This is a genomic window from Nitrospira sp. (assembly GCA_024760545.1).
GTDB lineage: Bacteria > Nitrospirota > Nitrospiria > Nitrospirales > Nitrospiraceae > Nitrospira_D.
The window spans coordinates 4,325,445-4,344,316 of record CP060501.1; the positions used below are offsets into that span (position 1 = coordinate 4,325,445).

The 18,872-nt window shown below is 55.2% G+C and carries 17 protein-coding genes; 10 read left to right on the top strand and 7 right to left on the bottom strand.

The window, feature by feature from the left end; all coding sequences use genetic code 11:
• Positions 1–8: 8 nt before the first annotated feature.
• Positions 9–374 carry a sulfurtransferase gene (locus H8K03_20555; protein UVT20133.1) on the top strand — a complete coding sequence of 122 codons (366 nt, stop codon included), beginning with the start codon at positions 9–11 and terminating at the stop codon, positions 372–374.
• A gap of 21 nt (positions 375–395) precedes the next feature.
• Here the strand turns inward: H8K03_20555 and H8K03_20560 are convergent, their stop codons facing one another.
• The 4 genes from H8K03_20560 to H8K03_20575 all read right to left on the bottom strand — a co-directional run bounded on the left by H8K03_20560 (position 396) and on the right by H8K03_20575 (position 4,023).
• Positions 396–944, bottom strand: coding sequence for an OmpH family outer membrane protein (locus H8K03_20560; protein UVT20134.1), 549 nt, complete (start codon positions 942–944; stop codon positions 396–398).
• Positions 945–1,026: 82 nt separating this feature from the next.
• On the bottom strand, positions 1,027–1,437 hold the full coding sequence (locus H8K03_20565) for a hypothetical protein (GenBank protein ID UVT20135.1): 411 nt from the start codon (positions 1,435–1,437) through the stop codon (positions 1,027–1,029).
• A 153-nt stretch (positions 1,438–1,590) separates the two neighbouring features.
• Positions 1,591–2,328 (bottom strand): hypothetical protein, encoded by a 738-nt coding sequence (locus H8K03_20570; protein ID UVT20136.1) that lies wholly within the window; start codon positions 2,326–2,328, stop codon positions 1,591–1,593.
• 192 nt (positions 2,329–2,520) lie between these two features.
• Complete coding sequence (locus H8K03_20575; GenBank protein UVT20137.1) at positions 2,521–4,023, bottom strand: cadherin-like beta sandwich domain-containing protein; 1,503 nt, start codon at positions 4,021–4,023, stop codon at positions 2,521–2,523.
• A gap of 477 nt (positions 4,024–4,500) precedes the next feature.
• Between H8K03_20575 and moaC the strand changes: the two genes are divergently transcribed.
• The 9 genes from moaC (at position 4,501) to recN (ending at position 14,653) form a co-directional block, all read left to right on the top strand.
• A complete protein-coding gene (gene moaC, locus H8K03_20580) occupies positions 4,501–4,995 on the top strand; it encodes a cyclic pyranopterin monophosphate synthase MoaC (GenBank protein ID UVT20138.1) in 495 nt (164 codons plus the stop codon).
• Between the two features lie 12 nt (positions 4,996–5,007).
• On the top strand, positions 5,008–5,706 hold the full coding sequence (locus tag H8K03_20585; protein UVT20139.1) for a molybdenum cofactor biosynthesis protein MoaE: 699 nt from the start codon (positions 5,008–5,010) through the stop codon (positions 5,704–5,706).
• 52 nt (positions 5,707–5,758) lie between these two features.
• Positions 5,759–6,811 carry a GTP 3',8-cyclase MoaA gene (moaA, locus tag H8K03_20590; protein UVT20140.1) on the top strand — a complete coding sequence of 351 codons (1,053 nt, stop codon included), beginning with the start codon at positions 5,759–5,761 and terminating at the stop codon, positions 6,809–6,811.
• Positions 6,812–6,923: 112 nt separating this feature from the next.
• The gene (locus tag H8K03_20595; protein ID UVT20141.1) at positions 6,924–7,628 is read left to right on the top strand and encodes a sulfite exporter TauE/SafE family protein; all 705 of its coding nucleotides are present in this window, start codon (positions 6,924–6,926) and stop codon (positions 7,626–7,628) included.
• A 125-nt stretch (positions 7,629–7,753) separates the two neighbouring features.
• Positions 7,754–8,590, top strand: coding sequence for an acetyl-CoA carboxylase carboxyltransferase subunit beta (locus H8K03_20600; protein ID UVT20142.1), 837 nt, complete (start codon positions 7,754–7,756; stop codon positions 8,588–8,590).
• Between the two features lie 25 nt (positions 8,591–8,615).
• Positions 8,616–9,914: a bifunctional folylpolyglutamate synthase/dihydrofolate synthase gene (locus H8K03_20605; GenBank protein ID UVT20143.1), complete on the top strand. Its 1,299-nt coding sequence runs from the start codon at positions 8,616–8,618 to the stop codon at positions 9,912–9,914.
• 1 nt (position 9,915) lies between these two features.
• Positions 9,916–12,384 (top strand): LPS-assembly protein LptD, encoded by a 2,469-nt coding sequence (locus H8K03_20610; GenBank protein UVT20144.1) that lies wholly within the window; start codon positions 9,916–9,918, stop codon positions 12,382–12,384.
• A 55-nt stretch (positions 12,385–12,439) separates the two neighbouring features.
• The gene (trxA, locus tag H8K03_20615; protein UVT20145.1) at positions 12,440–12,817 is read left to right on the top strand and encodes a thioredoxin; all 378 of its coding nucleotides are present in this window, start codon (positions 12,440–12,442) and stop codon (positions 12,815–12,817) included.
• A gap of 165 nt (positions 12,818–12,982) precedes the next feature.
• Complete coding sequence (gene recN / locus H8K03_20620; protein ID UVT20146.1) at positions 12,983–14,653, top strand: DNA repair protein RecN; 1,671 nt, start codon at positions 12,983–12,985, stop codon at positions 14,651–14,653.
• Here the strand turns inward: recN and H8K03_20625 are convergent, their stop codons facing one another.
• From H8K03_20625 to H8K03_20635, 3 genes are all read right to left on the bottom strand, one after another.
• Positions 14,654–15,784: a response regulator gene (locus H8K03_20625; protein ID UVT20147.1), complete on the bottom strand. Its 1,131-nt coding sequence runs from the start codon at positions 15,782–15,784 to the stop codon at positions 14,654–14,656.
• A gap of 193 nt (positions 15,785–15,977) precedes the next feature.
• On the bottom strand, positions 15,978–17,504 hold the full coding sequence (locus H8K03_20630) for a sigma-54-dependent Fis family transcriptional regulator (GenBank protein UVT20148.1): 1,527 nt from the start codon (positions 17,502–17,504) through the stop codon (positions 15,978–15,980).
• Complete coding sequence (locus H8K03_20635) at positions 17,425–18,702, bottom strand: GAF domain-containing protein (GenBank protein UVT20149.1); 1,278 nt, start codon at positions 18,700–18,702, stop codon at positions 17,425–17,427. Before H8K03_20635 ends, H8K03_20630 begins: the two co-directional genes overlap by 80 nt.
• Positions 18,703–18,872: the final 170 nt, after the last annotated feature.

An 18,872-nucleotide genomic window follows, 5' to 3' on the forward strand; every position in this document is an offset into this window, starting at 1 on the left:
GAGCAGACATGCAACATCATCCGGGCTTTTTGGAATTGGTCAACCGCGCCAAGCAACGAGTGAAAGAATGCAGTGCCGGCGACGTGAAGGCGCGCCTCGACCGGGGTGAGCAGTTTCATTTCATCGATGTTCGGGAAGACCACGAATTTGCCAAGGACCATGCGCGAGGGGCTCGACATCTCGGCAAGGGAATTATTGAGCGGGATATTGAGGCGATAGTCCCTGATAAGCAGGACCCGATTGTCCTGTATTGCGGAGGTGGGTTTCGGTCCGCGCTCTCCGCCGATGCGCTGCAACAGATGGGATACACTAATGTGATTTCGATGGATGGCGGGATACGAGCGTGGCGAGAGGCCGGCTACCCGTTGGAATAGGTTGGAACGCGGTTCAGCCGGCTACTTGTTCGTTCGGTCGAATTCCTTTATGACTTGGTCAGTCAGATCGATCGTATCCTTGCTGTAGATTACGATCTTGACGGTTTGCTCGCTGCCTTTGTCGACGACGAGCGCAATGCCTCCCTTTTCAGCGACGGATTGTGTCGCCAGGGAGATTTTCTTCATGTATTCGTCGACCAATTCTTTCTGTTTCTTCTGGAGTTCCTGATTGAATTCCTGGGCGCGCTTTTGAAAGTCCTGGACCTTCGTCCGGAACTGGCCCTCTTTTTCTTTCCGTTCGGTCTCATTCCACTTGGGAGCCTGCTCTTTCAGCTGCTTTTCGTAATTCCGAAGATCTTCTTCATCTCTCTGGAGGAGTTTCTGTCTGGTTGAGACATATTCTTTCAGCCCATCGAGCGCTCGCTTGCCGGCTTTTGACTTTTCCAATACGGACTGCGGATCTACCACAGCCATCTTGAATTCAGCGGCGTGGGCGGCGGATGGAATGAGCGGAAGAATTGAGAAGAGCAGCACTGCAAGGAACAGGGGTCGCGCAGCAGAAATCAGCATATCGTCTCTTATGCCTCCTGACCAAATGAGAGAACCGCGGAAGAATAACCGTGCCGCATAGGCCTGTCAAGCGAACAGATTGTTACCACGAATCAAAACTGATCGACTCCTCCGCGATCCAGACCTCGACGCCATAATGCCATTTGAGCCGTCGCGCGACCGCTCTCATGGCGTATTCGTCCGCGTGGGTTGGGTCAAAGGGATTCTGGATCTTCTGTAACTTTTCTTTTTTGAACGGAGGCGGATAGCCAAGGTCTTTCATCGCAAGGGCGACCATGATCAACTGAAAGATGCGCGGGGTTTGATTGAGTTCCATCAGCAGGACTTCCGTCGGCCCATCCGGAGCCCTGTGTGTTCGGAACAGTTCAACGACCCGGCCCTTCAACTGTGAACGTTGTGATTCTGTGAGCTCGGGCAGGGCTAACTCAACCAACAGCGCGTTGGTGGCGCCGTTGAATGACGGCATATTGAACAGTCTGCTCAGAAATCCCATGGCGTTCCCGACGATTGACGGTTGTCGTTGGATCGATCCGCTCTTCGCTTGGCAAGACGACGTTGTTCCGGAGAGTGTACTGAAACGCGAGGCGTTTTTCCACCGGTGGGTGAGAGGAAATGTGAAAAAATCGGACAGACGTGTGAGATCGAACTACTTGAAAAGTCGCTTAATTGTGTCGGTCGCCGTGTCCATCCCCTTCTGGATGACCTTGCCTGCGGTCCCGACGCCAAGCGAAGCCACGGACGTGCCGGTCTGTTGAACGATTGGGCCGAGAATTTGTTTCATGGCCTCTCCGGTGGTTGTGCCGTTCGATTTCTTGCCGATGTTCTGAAGATGCAGATCGGGTAACGTCATTGATACCGATTGACGGCCAAGAATTTCGGTCCTGACGCGAACTGTTCCGTTCATAATATAAAGATGCTCGATGACCAGCTTTTTGCCTGATTCTGAATCCCCGGAAGTGTTCCCCTCGCCGTGTTGACGAGAAATATAACGCTCAATGTTGCGTTGAAGCCTGTCGAGGTTGCTGCCGGCAGCGGTGTACTCATACGTGATCTCCGGTTCGACGAGTGTGATCTCTTTGATTCGGATCACATCTGTCGTGAGCGAGCCGATGTCGAGTGTCATACTGATTTCGCCAAGCGACAGCGCGTGTTCGGTCCTGAAGCCGTCAGGATTGCCGACTATGAGGCCTCGCAATCCGGCTCTACCGTCTACCAAGCTGATATTGGCGCCTGATAGGCTGATCGGTACGCCGGTAATTTCTGGTCCATAGCGACGGATGGCGGAGGCGATCTGAGCATCCAGGGAGTTGTATGCCCACCACCAGAGACTTCCGGTGATCGCGATCAGTGCAAGTGCTGCGATTCCAATCAGCCGTTTCTTCATGACGCTTGTCCCACTGCAGAGCAGTATAGCAAGGTCATTTTATGCGTCTATTGACAGGAGATTTTATTACGAGAGCCAGGGGGATGGTCTTGACGGAATCGGCGGTGCGCTGAGCAAGCGACGCCGGAGCATTGGCTCCCACGCATACCACCCGTTACACCGTGGAAGGAGGCGTGTTGCAATAACCTCAATCTAGGGGGCTGCTCGTTCGACGGTGATGCGATAGGTTCTGGAGCTGCCGTTCGGGGCGACCACGACAAGTTCTATGTCGGTGCGTGACCCCGGAGCTCCAAGGGTAATGTCCCGCGCCTGACCCGAGCTGATGCCCTGGCCATTCACCTCCATGTTAGCACTCGGCTCCTGAAGAGTCGCCGTCACCGTGACGCTGCTGACGGTGGTCGCCAGGTCCACCGTATACTTGGTGGTGTTCGGGTTGAACGCGGGGTCCAAGATGCCGGGTGTCACCGTCAAGGCCGAGAGTCTGTTGTTGCTCGCTGGGGCTGCGCGTTCGAGGGTGATGCGATAGGTTTTGGACCTGCCGTTCGGGGCGACCACGACAAGGTCGATGTTGGTGTGCGAGCCCGGAGCGCCAAGGGTGATGTCCCGCGCCTGACCCGAGCTGGTGCCCTGGCCATTCACCTCCATGCTGGCACTCGGGTCCTGAAGAGTCGCCGTCACCGTGACGCTGCTGACGGTGGTCGCCAGGTCCACCGTATATCTGGTGGTATCCGCGTTGAACGCGGGGTCCAAGATGCCGGGTGCCACCGTCAAGGCCGACAGTTTGTTGTTCCCGCTAAGTGCAGGACGAAATACGTCTACGGAATATGTTTTCCTGGTGCCATTTTGCGCGGTCACCACAATATTGAGAAAGGTGCTTAAACCCGGTCCGCGCAACGTAATGATACGGGCTTGCCCGGAGTTGATGGGCTGCCCATTCACCGTCAGGCTCGCCGTCGTATCTTGCAACGTCGGCGTTACTGTTACGCTGGTCACATTGCTCGCGACATCCATCGTGTAACCGACTGTGCCAGCGCTGAAAGGCGGATCTAAGGTTCCTGGTGAAATGGTTAGACTCTGCAAGAAGTTGTTGCCCGATATCCCACGATTCACCGTAATCAGGTAGGTTTTCTGAGTTCCGCTCTGAGCTGTCACGATAACCGTGATGGTAGTGCTTTGGCCGGAGTCATTGAGGGTAATTGAGTGTGCCTGACCTGAGGTAGCGGCTTGCCCGTCCACCGTCATTGTCGCAGCGGGGTCGTCCAGGGTGGGGCTTACCGCAATGCTTCCGACGTTATTGGCGACATTCACCGTATAGCTGAGCGTGTTGGCATTGAATGTGGGGGCCAGAGTTCCGGGCGAAACGGTCAAGTTTTGTAACGAATTGTTTCCAGCTAAGGTTGCTTTGTTGAGAAGCACTATGTAGGTTCTTGAATTGCTCGTTGATTCTGACACCACGATACTCACGGGAGTAACTGATCCCACCGGACCCAATGAAATATCTCTCCTCGTCGTGGTCTGGCCATTGATACTCACAGTGTCGCCGGCCACTCGCGGTTGCGCCGTGATGATCACGGTCTCAATGTCGCTGGTGAGGTCGACATTGTATTGGGTGGTGGCACTGTCAAAGGACGGTTGAAGTTCTCCAGGGGTAATGATCAGACTGGCAAGTTCGACCCCTTGGTTAACCGACGCCACGTCCTTACAACCATAGGAGCCAAAGCAGATTGCAACGAGCAGCGCGACGGATACTAGATACGAACCAGCGAGGAGGGGGCGTCTTATGTGGTACCGACCAATTTTCTCTTGGTGCATGAGCTGTGGGATCTACCTGCTCTTCAACCCGAACGGTCGAGCCGCATATTACGAGCGGGGTCAAAATCGATCTATCCTACCTATGTATGGGTAAGCAAGCAGGCAAGACCTCATGTTGGTCACCAGCGCTATCGGCGGAGGCCCTTCCAACAGGCACCCGGATCGACGATGGCGAGGGGAGCAAGATCTGCGGCTATCAAGAGGCCTTGATCTCCTGTGACCAGCAGGTGGGTTGGTCTAACCATAAAATTGCTGTCTCTTACAATAGGTGACCGTTCCCTTCCGGCTTGACCTTCATTTCAGGCGGCACCTATAATCCCGCTACTGGTTTCATCACAACATACTGATTCAACGGGTAAAATGGCCGAATTCACCCACTTTAATGAGTCTGGGCGCGCTCGTATGGTCGACGTCGGCGCCAAGGATTCAACCGAACGGCTTGCCACGGCTCAAGCCAGAGTATTCCTGCTTCCCGAAACCCTTGAAAAGATCCAGCGCGGCAAGATTCAGAAGGGTGATGTCTTGTCGGTAGCTCAGGTCGCCGGCGTGATGGGCGCGAAACAGACGCCGGACCTCATTCCCATGTGTCATCCGATTCTCCTCACCAGTGTCGATATTGCCTTCAAAGAAGAACTTCAGCCCGATCCACAAGGCCGCTGTTCCATCACGATTACGGCCACGGCCAAGACGACAGGGCCGACGGGCGTCGAAATGGAAGCGATGACGGCGGTCACGGTTGCGGCGTTGACCATTTACGATATGTGCAAGTCGGTGGACCGCGGCATGAGTTTCAGCGAGGTCTGTCTTCTTTCCAAATCCGGGGGGAAGTCCGGTGCCTATATCCGAGGGGAGTGAGGATCAGAGCCGATGGTGACGGTCAAGTTATTCGGTATGACGAAGATGATGGCCGGCAATCGGGGATCGTTGTCATTGGAATTGGCGAATGGTCGGCGGGTCAAGGATCTGGTCGGGGCCATCAATAGCGGCTATCCTGCAATCGGGGAACTACTTCACAAAAAGAAGGTGCTGGTATCGGTGAATCAGGAAATCGCGCACGAGGAGACAGAAATCAAAGATGGGGATGAGATCGCTCTGTTGCCGCCTTTCGCGGGCGGGACTGAAATGAACGATGAGACGGATAATGGCCAATTCGTTCGTATCCAGCGGGAAGATTTCTCCGTCGATGCGGAAATCAACCGCGTGCGTGGCCGGTCCAAACGAATCGGCGGCGTCTCGATCTTTTTAGGGACGGCGCGTGACCGGTCGAAAGGGCGGGAGGTGGATAGCCTCACCTTCGAGCACTATGAGGGAATGGCGCAAACAACGTTGCGCGAGATTCGAGAGCGGGCGCTGAAAGATTTCGATATCCTCGAACTGCTCATTATCCACCGGTATGGAGAGATTACGATCGGTGAGAACATTGTGCTGATCATTGCCGGCGCCGAACATCGTGCGGATGCGTTCCGTGCCTGCAAGTGGGCCATTGATGAATTAAAGCAGATCACGCCGATTTGGAAACTGGAACACACGCCTGAAGGAGAGGTGTGGGTCGAGGAGCACCCATAATCGACTGAGTGTCCCTCAGGGTGAGTCCAGAGAAGAGACAATGGATCAATCCATGCAGCAGCGTTCTATCCCCTCTACACGCGATGCATTCGGTCGCCCGCTCGGCAGTCTTCGCCTGTCTGTTACGGACCGATGCAATCTCCGCTGCAAGTATTGCATGCCGGAACCGGAGTATGTCTGGCTTCCACGCGAGGATCTTCTGAGCTTCGAGGAAATGGCGACGCTTGCGGGATATTTCGCCGATCTCGGAGTGGAGAAGGTCAGACTGACTGGGGGAGAACCGCTCTTGCGACGGGACCTTGCACGGTTTGTGCGGTTGCTGCGACAGGATCGGCGGATTCAGGAAGTGGCCTTGACGACGAACGGTATTCTGTTGGCCGAGTATGCGCAAGGGCTCTATGAAGCGGGTCTTGACCGGGTGACGGTCAGTTTGGATACGCTCCGACCGGAGCGGTTCCGTCAATTGGCCGGGCGTGATGAATTTTCACGAGTGTTAGAGGGCATCGAATCGGTCGGTAAGACGGGTTTTACGAATTTGAAACTGGACACGGTTGCGATCCGGGGATTCAACGAAGATGAACTGAGTGCGTTGATCGAATTTGCCAAACACTATCACGCTGAGGTTCGTTTCATTGAGTACATGGATGTTGGGGGGGCGAACGAGTGGAGCATGGACAAAGTTCTGTCGCAAGACATGATCCTGGCATCCTTGAGCCGACGGTATGGCCGGGTCACGCCGCTTCCGGAACGGGGGAGTGCTCCAGCCCAGCGATTCTTGTTGCCGGACGGCACAATCTTTGGGATTATTCCGTCAACGACGATGCCTTTTTGCGCCCAGTGCGACCGCAGTCGTGTCACGGCCGACGGATTTTGGTATCTGTGCCTGTACGCTACGTCCGGTATTGATTTGCGCAAGCCGCTCCGTATGGGAAGCAGTCCTGTGCAAATGCGGGAGATGATCGGGTCCGGATGGACGACCCGCCGTGATCGTGGAGCGGAAGAGCGTAAGGCCTTGGAGCGGGTTGGGCTTCGAGCCGGAGGGTTGATCGACATTGATCAGCTTCGGCAAGATCCGCATCTGGAGATGCATGCCCGTGGCGGATAAGTGCGTATAGTCCGGCGTGTCCTCCGATATAAAACGTGGTTCTGTGCACGGAATGCGGTATCGTTCTAGATTTGCCGAGTAGACTCGGTCTAGGTCCGCTGCCCGATTGATCATGCCGGACATGCAGGTTGCGACATTGCTAGGAGTCGGCTTTCTGCTTGGGCTGCGGCACGCCCTGGATACCGATCATCTTGCAGCGGTTTCCACGGTGCTTGCTGAGCGACCGTCGCTCTTGGCGTCCGGCGCCGTTGGGTTATGGTGGGGCATCGGGCATACCCTGACCTTATTGCTTGTAGGGGCGGTCGTTCTTGCTTGGGGAGTTCATATCCCCGCACAATTCGAAGTCATCGCTGAATCGTGTGTGGCCGTCTTGCTGATCCTGCTCGGCGTCACGTTGGCCCTTAGGCTCTACCGGGAGCGATGGCACGTGCATAGCCATCACCACGACGGCCGCCCGCACGTTCATTTTCACAGTCACCAACGACAGAAAGATCATCGTCATCGGCATTGGATGACCGAGTTGATTCGTCCACTCTGTATCGGTATGGCGCATGGGCTGGCTGGATCCGCCGCGCTGATGTTGATGATTCTTGCCACAACGACAGACGTGGTCGCCGGCCTCTTGTCGATTCTCGTCTTCGGGGTAGGGTCTATTATCGGTATGATGGTGATCGGCCTGACGATCAGTGTTCCGATCATCTATTCACGTTCGGTCAGCCGGCAACTTTTTGTCGGGGTACAGGGTTTTGCCAGTCTTGTCAGTGTCTCGGTCGGGGTGTGGATGCTGGTCGAGTTGACGTCGTCCGCGATCGGGTAGTGAGACGAATGGTTCCTCAGATGTCGGCACGGCAGAAAAGTGCATCGGAAATCAGGGTATGGTATTCTTTCCCGGCCGCATCGAGGTGAGGGTTGCCCACTTAGGTCTGGATAGGCGCAACGATCATGGCGTGGTTCAAGAAAGACAAGCCGGCAGAATCAGTCCCGCCGCCTCGTTCTAAAGGCAGTGAGGGGATGTGGCTCAAGTGCAATCACTGCCGGGAAATCGTCTATCGAAAAGAAGTCGACCGGAACAACAAGGTCTGCCCGAAGTGCGAGTATCATTTCCCTATTTCGGTCACGGAACGTATCGGCTTGCTCATCGATCTCGGGACGTTCAAGGAATGGGATGTCGGATTGGAGGCTCAAGATCCCTTAACCTTTCAGGACACCAAATCTTATCGAGAGCGAGTGAAGGCACACCAAGAAAAGACAGGTCGTAAAGATGCTCTCGTGATCGGTGAAGGCATGGTGAATGGCCGCCGCGTGGTGCTGTGTGTGTTCGATTTCAGCTTCATGGGCGGCAGTATGGGCTCGGTGGTCGGTGAAAAACTCTGCCGCGCGATCGATCGAGCCTTGGAGCTGAAATTGCCCGTCATTCTGGTCACCGCGTCCGGGGGAGCTCGTATGCAGGAAGGTATCTTCTCGCTGATGCAGATGGCCAAGACGTCGACGGCGGTGGCGAAGCTGGGGGAAGCCAAACTGCCCTTCATCTCAATCCTCTCCGATCCTACGTTCGGGGGTGTCACGGCCAGTGTGGCGATGTTGGGAGATGTGATCATTGCCGAACCGAAAGCCCTGATCGGTTTTGCCGGACCTCGAGTGATCGAACAGACGATCAAACAGCAATTGCCGGATCAGTTCCAGCGGTCTGAATTCCTTCTCGAGCACGGGATGATCGATATGATCGTCGAGCGCAAGCGTCTTAAGGAGACGGTCGGCACTCTCGTGAATCATTTTTAGCCTTCTGCGTCCCTCCGGCTTGTTGATGAGCTACTCCTCCGTTATCGAATTCCTCTACAGCCTTCAAAAACACGGCATCAAGCTGGGCTTGGAGACCATGCGGCTTCTCTTGGAGAGGGTTGGCAATCCTCACCGTGCGCTTCGTGTGCTTCATATCGGAGGTACCAACGGCAAAGGGTCGACCGCGGCGATGGCCGCGGCGGTGCTTCAACATTCAGGCCGGCGCGTCGGGCTCTATACATCTCCTCATCTGATCGAATTCCGTGAACGGATTCGTGTCAATGGTTGCGTGATCACGGAAGATCGCGTAGGAGAGTTGATCACGCGATTGAGGGCCGCTCAGAAACACGATCTGCAGCCGACTTTTTTTGAGATGACGACGGCCCTCGCGTTCCTGTACTTCGCAGAATCTGAAGTTGACGTCGCCGTACTAGAAGTCGGGTTGGGCGGACGGTTTGACGCGACCAACGTGATGGAGCGACCGCTCTGCAGCGCAATCACGACGATCGGTTTGGATCATCAGGAGTATTTGGGGCATACGGAGGGTGCGATCGCCTTCGAAAAAGGGGGCATCATCAAGCCGTCCGTACCGGTCGTGGTGGGACGTATTGGGTCGGAGGCTGAAACCGTGCTGCGCCGGATCGCTGACGATCGGACGGCACCGTTGTGGCAGCTCGGCCGCGAGTTTCATGTTGAAGGGAACGACTCCGAAGAGTTTGCCTATCGTGGGGTGACGCGTGTGATTGAGGGGCTGGCTTGCGGCCTGGCAGGGCGCCACCAGTGGGACAACGCCGCTTGTGCGTTGGCACTGCTTGAAGCTGCCGGTCAATTGGGGCTTGCAACGAATGACACGGCCGTACGTGAGGGCCTGCGGACTGTGTCATGGGACGGTCGCCTAGAGTCCATCGATGAGTCTCCGAAGGTTTTGCTCGATGGCGCACATAACCCTGCCGCGGCGCATGCGCTCGCACGATATCTGAACGAATATTCCACAAATCATCCAACTTCTCGGATTATTCTGGTGTGGGGCATGATGCGCGATAAAGATCATCGGGGATTCATCGCGCCGTTGCTGCCGATGGTGTCGGAGATCGTGTTGACACAGGCGGCTCTTGCACGATCTGCCACGATCCAAGATCTTCGCGCAGCCCTGCAAGAATGGCATGGCTCGCTGTCGGAGTCCGTTCTTCCTATGGATGCGCTGGCAGTTGCCAGAAGCCGGGCAATGCCTCACGATCTTATCTGTATAGCCGGATCACTCATGCTCCTGGGGGATATCAAAGCGGCAGTAAGCGGCTGTGGTCTGTCACCGATCCGTGGCTAACATGGTAGATCCTTTCTTGTGGATCTGCCGGTGGCTCCTGCTCGTCGTCACCGTGCTCTTCCTCTCTCCATATCCTGGATCAGCTGCGGAAAACCGGGTTGGCGCCGGAGCGTCGCCCGCCTCGTCCGCCCCTCTCGATATCACTGCGGAACGCATTGACTATCGGCAAGACACGGAAGTGTATGACGCGGACGGATCGGTCGTGATCCAACAGGGCACAATGAGGCTGACCGCCGATCATGTCACCATTCAGGTTCTTCCGGGGATTCTGACGGCTATTGGCCACGTGCATCTAACGGATCCGCAGGCGGATGTCACGGCCGAACGGATGGACATCAATATCAACACCGAGGCCGGTGTCGCCGCGCACGGGCAACTCTACGTTCCGTCTACCAACACGCTGGTTTCGGGTCGGCTGTTGCAGCGATTTTCAGAATACCATTACCGGGCGAAAGACGGCAGCTTTACAAACTGTGATGCGCAAGGGGGCGAAGTGCCGGCGTGGCGGTTCCGGTTTAAGGATCTTGATATGGGCATGGGTGATACATTGGCGTTCAAAAGCGGGTGGTTCTGTCTATTCGATGTCCCGACCATTCCCTTGCCTACCTTTTCCTATCCGCTGACCAAACGACAGACCGGATTTCTTATTCCAACCGTCGGGTATGACAGTCGCTTCGGAACCCACGTACGGGGAAGTTTTTTCTGGGCCATCAATCCGAGTCAGGATCTCACCATTTCACCGTCCTACTACAGTAACTTGGGATATGGGTCGGATGTCGAGTATCGGTATGTCCTGGACCGGCGATCCCGTGGAAAGTGGTATCTGAGTTATTTGCAACAGACACAGCTTTCCGGTGTCGCAGGCGTGACCGACACCGGAGCGAATGCCGAAAAATCACGGGCAACACTGACCGGTAGTCATACGCAATTCATTACCGATACGCTTTTGCTCCGAGCGAACGCGAATTTGGTCACCGACCCAAACTTTCTTCAACAGTTGAGCAATTCGGGGGTGCTGCGAGCCTTACCGAGCGCCGAATCAAACCTTATGGCGACCCAGCGGCTGCCCTACGGCAATCTCTATCTCTTGGGTCTCTATCTGCAGCCGTTACAAGCCGGTGGAAAGGACACGTTTCAACGTCTGCCGGAGGCCGGCTACAACCTTCCCTACGTTTCACTGTTCAATTCGCCTCTCTTGTTGGGCATGGAAGGCAATTACGTCAACTTCTACCGGGATCAAGGGTTTACGCTCAACAGGATCAATATGGTTCCTGGGATTGCGACTGAGGTGATTCAGCTTGGGCATATGATTGGGATCCGCCCGCAAGCAAAGTTCCGCGAGGTGTATTACACGCGGGGAGCGCAGTCAGAGGAAGGACAGCATCGGGAGACTTTTTGGTTGGGGGTGGACGCCACCTCCAAACTGGCGCGCCGGTTTTCGCTCGCTGATGGGGGTAGCCTGTTGCACACCGTCGAACCCTCTGTGACGTACGAGTATGTGCCGTCCACGAGGCAATCCGAACTGACTCAAATCGACCAGGTCGACGACCTGCCGAAAAAGAATCTGCTGACCTATATGATGCGTAGCCGTGTGCTTGAATCAGGTAAACAAACGGCATTCAACTGGTTGGACCTGACCGTGGCTCAGAGTTATCGTGTGGGCGATGTGCAGATGATGGCTCGGGATTTCACGCCGGGCGTCCTTCCCTTCTTGGGGTCCGTTACACAACCGCTCCAGCCGGCTACGGTATCCATTCAAGGGAAGAAATTTTCTGATATCTGGATGCGGGCCGTCATCGGCAACAACCTCCCGCCGTTTGCGGGGATCTCACAACTGGATGCCCCAATATTCGGGCGCGCCGCCCAGGCATGGGCGATGCGGCCCCCCATCAATCGATACCTGACGATTGACGCGTTCTTCGATCCCTATCAGCCAGGCGTAAGCCAGTTCAACACGGATCTTCGGTTTCAAGAAGGAACCAATTGGTATTTCGAAGTAGGCCAACGGTACACGAGAGAAGGCAATCGAGTGCGACGAGGCGATCTTTGGAATCCTATCTCGTTCAACGAGGTGTATGCCCCGACGCAGGAGATCCAGTTTGTCACGATGGGCGGCGCGGTGCGCACCCCTTGGGGATGGGCTTTCGGGGCGAAGGCGTACTATGACGTCAAGAATGGAAGAAGTCCTGAATTGGACGCGGTGGCGCTGTATCAGAACCCATGCAAGTGTTGGTCGGTCGGGTTTTATTATCTGAAATTCCCCGATCGTGAGCAGTACAGCTTCATGTTGAGTCTCACGGGGGTCGGTTGGACCGAGAGCACCGGAACCGTCGTGATGCGGACGCTACTGAGCCCGCTCCTGTGGGGCGAGCGTGGCCTTCCGTGGGCGGCTCCAGGCGGGCCCTATGGGCTCCCTCCTCAAGCCCCCGGGGCAGCCGATGGATCGACGGGAGCTCAAACAGGGCGATGATCCGTTTGACACTAAAATCAATGGTGGGGTACGATGCCGTGGTAGGTGTGTGTGCATGATTTTAACCCTGAAGGAGGGCGAAGACGTGGCTGGTGACGCCTTGAAAGTTGAAGATTCGACTTGGGATGCCGAAGTCATGAAGGCCTCGGAACTTGTCATGGTGGATTTTTGGGCCGTGTGGTGCGGCCCCTGTCAAATGGTGGCTCCCATCGTTGATGAATTGGCCAAAGAATACGACGGGAAGCTCAAAGTCCGAAAGCTGAACACCGACGAGAATCCGGAAGTGGCCGGTCGTTACCAGGTGATGAGCATTCCCACCATTCTCTTTTTTAAGAATGGTCAGCCGGTTGAAAAGCTGGTAGGAGCCAGGCCAAAACGCCAATTCAAGGAAGTCATCGATTCGCTCCTCGCGCAACATGCGGGGACTGCCTAGAGAGGTGCCGAACACAGCGGCCGGTGTTGTTGTCGCATCGTTCAGGCGCTCAACGTATCCAAGCATACGCTTCACGTTTGTGCTCGGTGTGATCTCGCGAGACCGTCGTTTTGAGTGTGCACATGTGTCTCCCGCATCCGGCTAAAATTCCTTGCCGCCGCAGCCATGCTCACTGAGCTGCGTATCACCAATTTTGCCGTCATTGAACAGCTGAGTCTGAACATCGACTCAGGGTTTACCGTGTTAACCGGCGAAACAGGGACCGGTAAGTCCCTGTTAATCGATGCGGTGGCCCTTCTGGTCGGTGGGCGCGCCTCAAACGACCAGATTCGGTTCGGCGCAGACGAAGCGCACCTTGAGGCATCATTCGAAATTCCTCCCGCGCATCCCATCCTCCAAGTCCTGCGAGCCCAAGAGATTCTTGGCCCACAGGACTCTGAGCTTATCATTCGGCGCATCATTGCCCGATCAGGAAGGAACAGAGTGTACCTGAACGGAGTATTGAGCCCGGTCCATCTGCTTGAAGAGTTTGCCGGTACGTTGATCGATATCCACGGTCAGCATGATCAGCAATCGTTATTGTCCAATCCCGCTCAGCTTGAAGTTCTCGATGCGTTCGGTCGTTTGCAGGAATTGCGGCTCACGTATCGAACGACGCATCAGGATTGGGTACGTTCCCGTCAAGAGCGCGCTGAGCTGGCTGTTGCCATGCAGCAGCGGGCACAACGGGAAGATCTTTTGAAGTTTCAACGGCAGGAATTGGATGAAGCCGTCTGCCGTATCGGAGAGGAAGAGATTTTGCAGGCCGAACGCCAACGCTTGGGTTCGTCACACCGTCTGGCTGAACTGGTGTCGGAGGCTCAGGAACGGATTCAAGGTGATGGTCATGGCATCTTGGCTGACTTGGCGTTGACGGAACGCGTGTTGGGTGAACTGACCCACATCGACCCTGAGATGGAAGGGACGAGTCGGCTCGCATCTGAGGCCAAAGTGCTGCTGAAGGAAGTCGCAGATAGTCTTCGTAGTTATACCGAACGTTTGGACGCAGACCCGATGCGGTTGATGGCGATCGAGGATCGTTTGGCTCTCATTCAGAACATGAAGAAGAAGTATGGTGGGACCATCGAGGCCGTTCTGGCGACGCACGAGCGGGTGAAGGACGAGCTGGAGCAGCTTTGGCGATCGGACAGTGAGATCGAGCGATATGATCGACTCATTCATGAACAACAGGTGAAGGTTTCGGACTTGGCACGGCAGCTTTCGGACAAACGAAAGGAAGCAGCCAAACGGTTGACGAAACTGGTGGGCAAGGAGCTCGATGCGTTGAGAATGGGATCCGTACGCTTCCTGGTCCAGGTCATGCTGAACGAGGCGTATGGCTCGGATGGAGTCGATCGTGTCGAGTTTCTGTTGTCCGCCAATGTCGGAGAACCTTTGAAGCCCATGTCTCGCGTGGCATCCGGGGGGGAACTCTCCCGAGTGATGCTGGCCCTGAAATCCGTCCTTGCCGACGTCGATCATGTGCCGGTTTTGATCTTCGACGAAATAGATACGGGAGTCGGAGGGGCGGTTGCGGCGACGATCGGGAAACGGTTACGGGCGCTGGGTCAGTATCATCAAGTGTTATGTATCACCCATCTGCCGCAGGTGGCTTCCCAAGCCCGACATCATTTCTGTGTAGAAAAATCGGAGGTGAAGGGACGGACAGTGGCTTCGGTGCGTGTGCTGGCCGGAATGAGCCGTGAGGGTGAAATTGCGCGTATGCTCGGCGGGGAACGGGTGACTCAAAAGACTCGGGCGACGGCGGCCGAATTGATCGCCGGAGCGCACGAATAATTATGCAGCAGGGGCGATGGTCGTGGCGGGAATAGAGGCAGTGGATTCTTTTACAACATCAATGAAGAGCTCCAGGAGGAGCGGGTCGAAATGCGTATGGGATTGAAGCGAGATCTGGTGGATCGCGGCATCGATGGAGAGGGAAGATCGGCCTGGCGTGTCCGCAGTCAGGTGATCAAACGCTTGGGCAATACAGACAATACGGGCCAGCAGCGGAATCTCCGCGCCTTGAAGTCCGCGAGGATAGCCTTGCCCATCCCATCGTTCGTGGTGGGATGCGATGATTTGCCCTACCTCGATTGGCAAGCCCAGCGGCTTAATCAGCCGCGCACCTCTGTCGCAATGCTCCTTACACACGGCCGGCTCACCTGACGGTAAGATCTGGTCTTCTGCAAATCTATAAGATGGAAGGCCAGCTTTCCCTATGTCATGCAGGAAGGCTCCCATGGCCAACGTCTTTTGTTCGGAGAGCGTAAGGCTCAGCCTGGCAGCCATCAACGTGGCATTGAAACTCACACGGCTCGAATGATTAAGCAATTGACGGTCCGTGGCTTCCAGGATATCCGAGAGGAGCGGCAGGAGGTTCATTCCCCCTTCTTGTTCCGAGACAAAATCACCCTCTGATTTCGTGCAGAGAGCAAAGTATCCTGCCTTAAGCCTATCCCAGGCCCCTACGCTTTCTCCCTCCGACCCCCAGAGCTCTGTTGATGTCTTCAGGCAATGACGAAGAAAGTCGAGTCGGCGTTTCTTTTCCATCGTCTGCTGGATGAGGGTAATAAGCTCGTTGATGTTGAACGGCTTAAGCAAGTAACCCGCGGCTCCGTGCCGAGTGCCTTCCATGGCAGCCCTCAGACTCCCATAGCCTGTGATAATCACGACCTCCACATTGGGATGATCGCGCTTGATCTCCTGAAGGAGGTCCAGCCCATGGCGGTCTGGAAGCTTCTGATCCAGTGTAATGAGATCGATAGGCTCGCTTCTTAGAACTTCCAACGCTGTCTTGGCATTTTCTGCAGCGTGGATGTCGAAGAAGGGACGAAGAATGACTTTAAGGGAATCTCGAGGGCCCGCCTCATCATCAACAACCAGTACAGTGGGCCTTGTTTCAAGCTGCTCAGAAGTTATGCTCATAACATCGAAAAGTCCGACATTTTACAAGCAATTCCTGTTCCTTTTCAGTCAGTTATAAGGCATTTCAATATACAGTAGTAGTGACAGAGAAATCAACCATAGGTAGGTTGCAATACTGCTAGGGTACCTATCTATTAAGATGGCGAATGTAGTGGTTTGTGCATAAATGTGACATTCTTGTGGATAATGTGTGTCATTCCTGCACTGATTGTTCATGATCTTGACCGGCAGGCTGGTCTGGGCGGCCGATGCCGAGGGTATCCATGCGGTATTTGAGCATGCGGCGGCTGATCCCGAGTAGATTGGCAGCGTGGGTTTGTACGTAGTTTGTTCGTTTTAATGCATCGAGAATGATTTCCCGCTCAAACTCCATCACCGCTTTTTCGAGAGACATGCGACCTGCGAGGGTATCGTCTCGAAGAGATGTTGAGCGAGAGTCGCTCTTGATCGATGCCGGTAGATGTTCCGGGGTGATTTCTGAAGCATGTTGAGACCAGATGAAAGCCTGTTCGACGAAGTTTTCCAGCTCGCGAACGTTGCCCGGCCAGGGATAACGAGTCAGGAGTTCTAACGCGTCTTTTCCAAATTCCGTGTGTGGCCGGCCCTCTTCTTCCAGCCGCTTTGCAAGGAAATGCTTGGCAAGGAGGGGGATATCCTCGCCCCGTTCGCGAAGCGGAGGGAGATAGAGCAAGATCACATTGATGCGATAGTAGAGATCTTCTCGGAATTGTCCTTTTCGAACCAGCTCGTCAAGATTCTTATTTGTCGCTGCCACAATGCGGACGTCGACTTTGATCGACTGAATGCCGCCGATTCGTGTAAATTCTCGCTCCTGAATGACACGGAGGAGTTTCGCCTGTGTGACGGGACTCAAATCGCCGATCTCGTCGAGGAACAAGGTTCCGGTGTTCGCCAACTCGAACTGCCCGACGCGTCGCGCCGTGGCATCGGTAAAGGACCCCTTTTCATGCCCGAAAAGTTCGCTTTCAATCAGCGTTTCCGGGAGAGCCGCGCAGTTCAGTGCGACGAAAGGACGCTCTCTCCGTGAACTGTTATAATGCAATGCTTTCGCGACCAATTCTTTGCCCGTCCCACTCTCTCCGGTGATGAGAACAGTGGTGCGACTGTCGGCCACCTGCTCGATCTTTGAGTAGATCTCCTGCATGCCCTGGCTCTTCCCGATCAGATTGTGAAAGGCATATCGCTGGACGACTTGAGCGCGCAGCTGCTTGACCTCACGCTCCAATTCGGAAGAGTTGAGGGCGCGATCGACGACAATGCGAAGTTCATCGACGTCGAACGGTTTCGAGAGATAGTCGGCTGCCCCGAGCTTCATGGCATCGACGGCCGTTTTCACGGATTTCGTGCCCGTGAGCATGATGACCGGGGTTATTTTCTTTTCCATGCGAAGCGTTTGGAGCACCGCCAGGCCGTCGGTTCCGGGAAGAATGACGTCGAGCAGGACAAGGTCGGGCTCTTCCTTCCGAAACATATCGAGTCCCTCATGCCCGTCGACTGCCTGGAGAATGTCGTAAATCGGCTCCAATACCATTTTGAGAGAGGCACGGACTCGCGCCTCGTCGTCGATCAACAGCACTCGTTTTTTCGTGACCGCGCTCTCCACATCGACTCCTTGCGTTCTATCCGTGATCGGAGGGAAGATTGATCCGGAACGTCGTTCCGATTCCTTCGGTGCTCTGAACCCGAATCTCTCCTCCATGTTCCAAAACGATCTGGTGCGCGATGGTCAGGCCCAATCCTGTCCCTTCGTTCACTGGGCTCGCATGCTTGGTGGTAAAGAATGGGTCGAAGATGTGATCGAGGTTCTCAATCGAGATGCCGTGTCCCGTATCCTCGATTTCGATTTGCGCCCACACTTCACCGTCTGGTTTCTGGAGTCGATGAGTTCGAACTCGGAGAGTGCCGGTGTTTTCGCCAATGGCATCCATTGCGTTCAGGAGCAAGTTCAAAAGGACCTGTTTGATTTGCTGCCGATCTAACATGCCACGAGGAAGCTCGGACGCCAACTCTTTTTCAATCTTGATCCCGCGTCTGTCCGCTTTCACTTGGATGAAGTACAGGCATGACAAGACGATCTCATTCAGGTCCTCATCGGTCAATTTAGGTTCCATGTAGCGAGCGTAGTCGAGGATTTCTTGAATAAGACGTTCAATTCGATGAACGTCATCGAGCACCATTCGGCTGAATTCTCCGATGAATTGTCGGTCATCTTTCCGTTCGGGTGCCAGCTGAATGAACGTCTTGATCGAGGTCAGGGGGTTTCGGACCTCATGCGCGAAACCACCGGCGATAATTTCCAATGAACGTAAGCGATCGGTTCGTCGCATCAGGGCCTGGGATTGGCGAAGATCTTCATGGATCAAGAGGGAATCCAGCGCATTGGCCGCACTCTGGGCCATGGCGGTCAGCAGTTCCGTAGCCCGAGGGGCGAGCGTAGAGTTTTCAGTCTGAGATTGGAGTAGCACGAACGCGATCAGCCTGCCTTGAGTCAATAGCGGGATTGCCAGATTCGCGGGGAGAGCACTGAGTACGGCGGCCATCCCGTTGTCGGAAGCGGTCGTATGGACAGAAGCGGACAAAATAGACGAGTCGAGGATGTGCTGGCGCCGAACGAGGTCTTGGACAAGAGGGTCGCTGAGGGCCACAACCGGAGGCATGGCTGCCGTATCTATCCGCCCATAGGAGAGCGCGTGACGAAAACGCTCGCGCTCACGTTCGAACAGATAAAGGGACCCGTTCGAGTACTGAGAGGTTTCTGATAGACCAAACAAGATTCGCTCGGCAAGAACGGAAAGATTCGTCGGGTGCCCCATGTCCCGCATGAATCGTGTGAGTTGCTGCAGCGACTCTGTCCCTGATAGTGGGGTATGCGTTTGGGGGGAGGTGCGAACGGTCATGGGCGTGGTGAGCGATACTTCATGCCACCCTACGGTGACGTGTGGTGAAAAGACTATTACGTATCATCACTAGGTGTGAAGTATACACGCCAGGTGCCGTTTCAGCCAGCGGATTTGGGTTTTTGACATGACCGGGAACGATCGGATGTCGACTGTCCGTGTAGAGCGAG

Coding starts and splice junctions, on each gene's coding strand:
- H8K03_20555 (UVT20133.1), top strand. CDS start 9: ATGCAACATCATCCGGGCTTTTTGGAATTGGTCAACCGCGCCAAGCAA.
- H8K03_20560 (UVT20134.1), bottom strand. CDS start 944: ATGCTGATTTCTGCTGCGCGACCCCTGTTCCTTGCAGTGCTGCTCTTC.
- H8K03_20565 (UVT20135.1), bottom strand. CDS start 1,437: ATGGGATTTCTGAGCAGACTGTTCAATATGCCGTCATTCAACGGCGCC.
- H8K03_20570 (UVT20136.1), bottom strand. CDS start 2,328: ATGAAGAAACGGCTGATTGGAATCGCAGCACTTGCACTGATCGCGATC.
- moaC (UVT20138.1), top strand. CDS start 4,501: ATGGCCGAATTCACCCACTTTAATGAGTCTGGGCGCGCTCGTATGGTC.
- H8K03_20585 (UVT20139.1), top strand. CDS start 5,008: ATGGTGACGGTCAAGTTATTCGGTATGACGAAGATGATGGCCGGCAAT.
- moaA (UVT20140.1), top strand. CDS start 5,759: ATGCAGCAGCGTTCTATCCCCTCTACACGCGATGCATTCGGTCGCCCG.
- H8K03_20595 (UVT20141.1), top strand. CDS start 6,924: ATGCCGGACATGCAGGTTGCGACATTGCTAGGAGTCGGCTTTCTGCTT.
- H8K03_20600 (UVT20142.1), top strand. CDS start 7,754: ATGGCGTGGTTCAAGAAAGACAAGCCGGCAGAATCAGTCCCGCCGCCT.
- H8K03_20605 (UVT20143.1), top strand. CDS start 8,616: ATGAGCTACTCCTCCGTTATCGAATTCCTCTACAGCCTTCAAAAACAC.
- H8K03_20610 (UVT20144.1), top strand. CDS start 9,916: ATGGTAGATCCTTTCTTGTGGATCTGCCGGTGGCTCCTGCTCGTCGTC.
- trxA (UVT20145.1), top strand. CDS start 12,440: ATGATTTTAACCCTGAAGGAGGGCGAAGACGTGGCTGGTGACGCCTTG.
- recN (UVT20146.1), top strand. CDS start 12,983: ATGCTCACTGAGCTGCGTATCACCAATTTTGCCGTCATTGAACAGCTG.
- H8K03_20625 (UVT20147.1), bottom strand. CDS start 15,784: ATGAGCATAACTTCTGAGCAGCTTGAAACAAGGCCCACTGTACTGGTT.
- H8K03_20630 (UVT20148.1), bottom strand. CDS start 17,504: ATGGAGGAGAGATTCGGGTTCAGAGCACCGAAGGAATCGGAACGACGT.
- H8K03_20635 (UVT20149.1), bottom strand. CDS start 18,702: ATGACCGTTCGCACCTCCCCCCAAACGCATACCCCACTATCAGGGACA.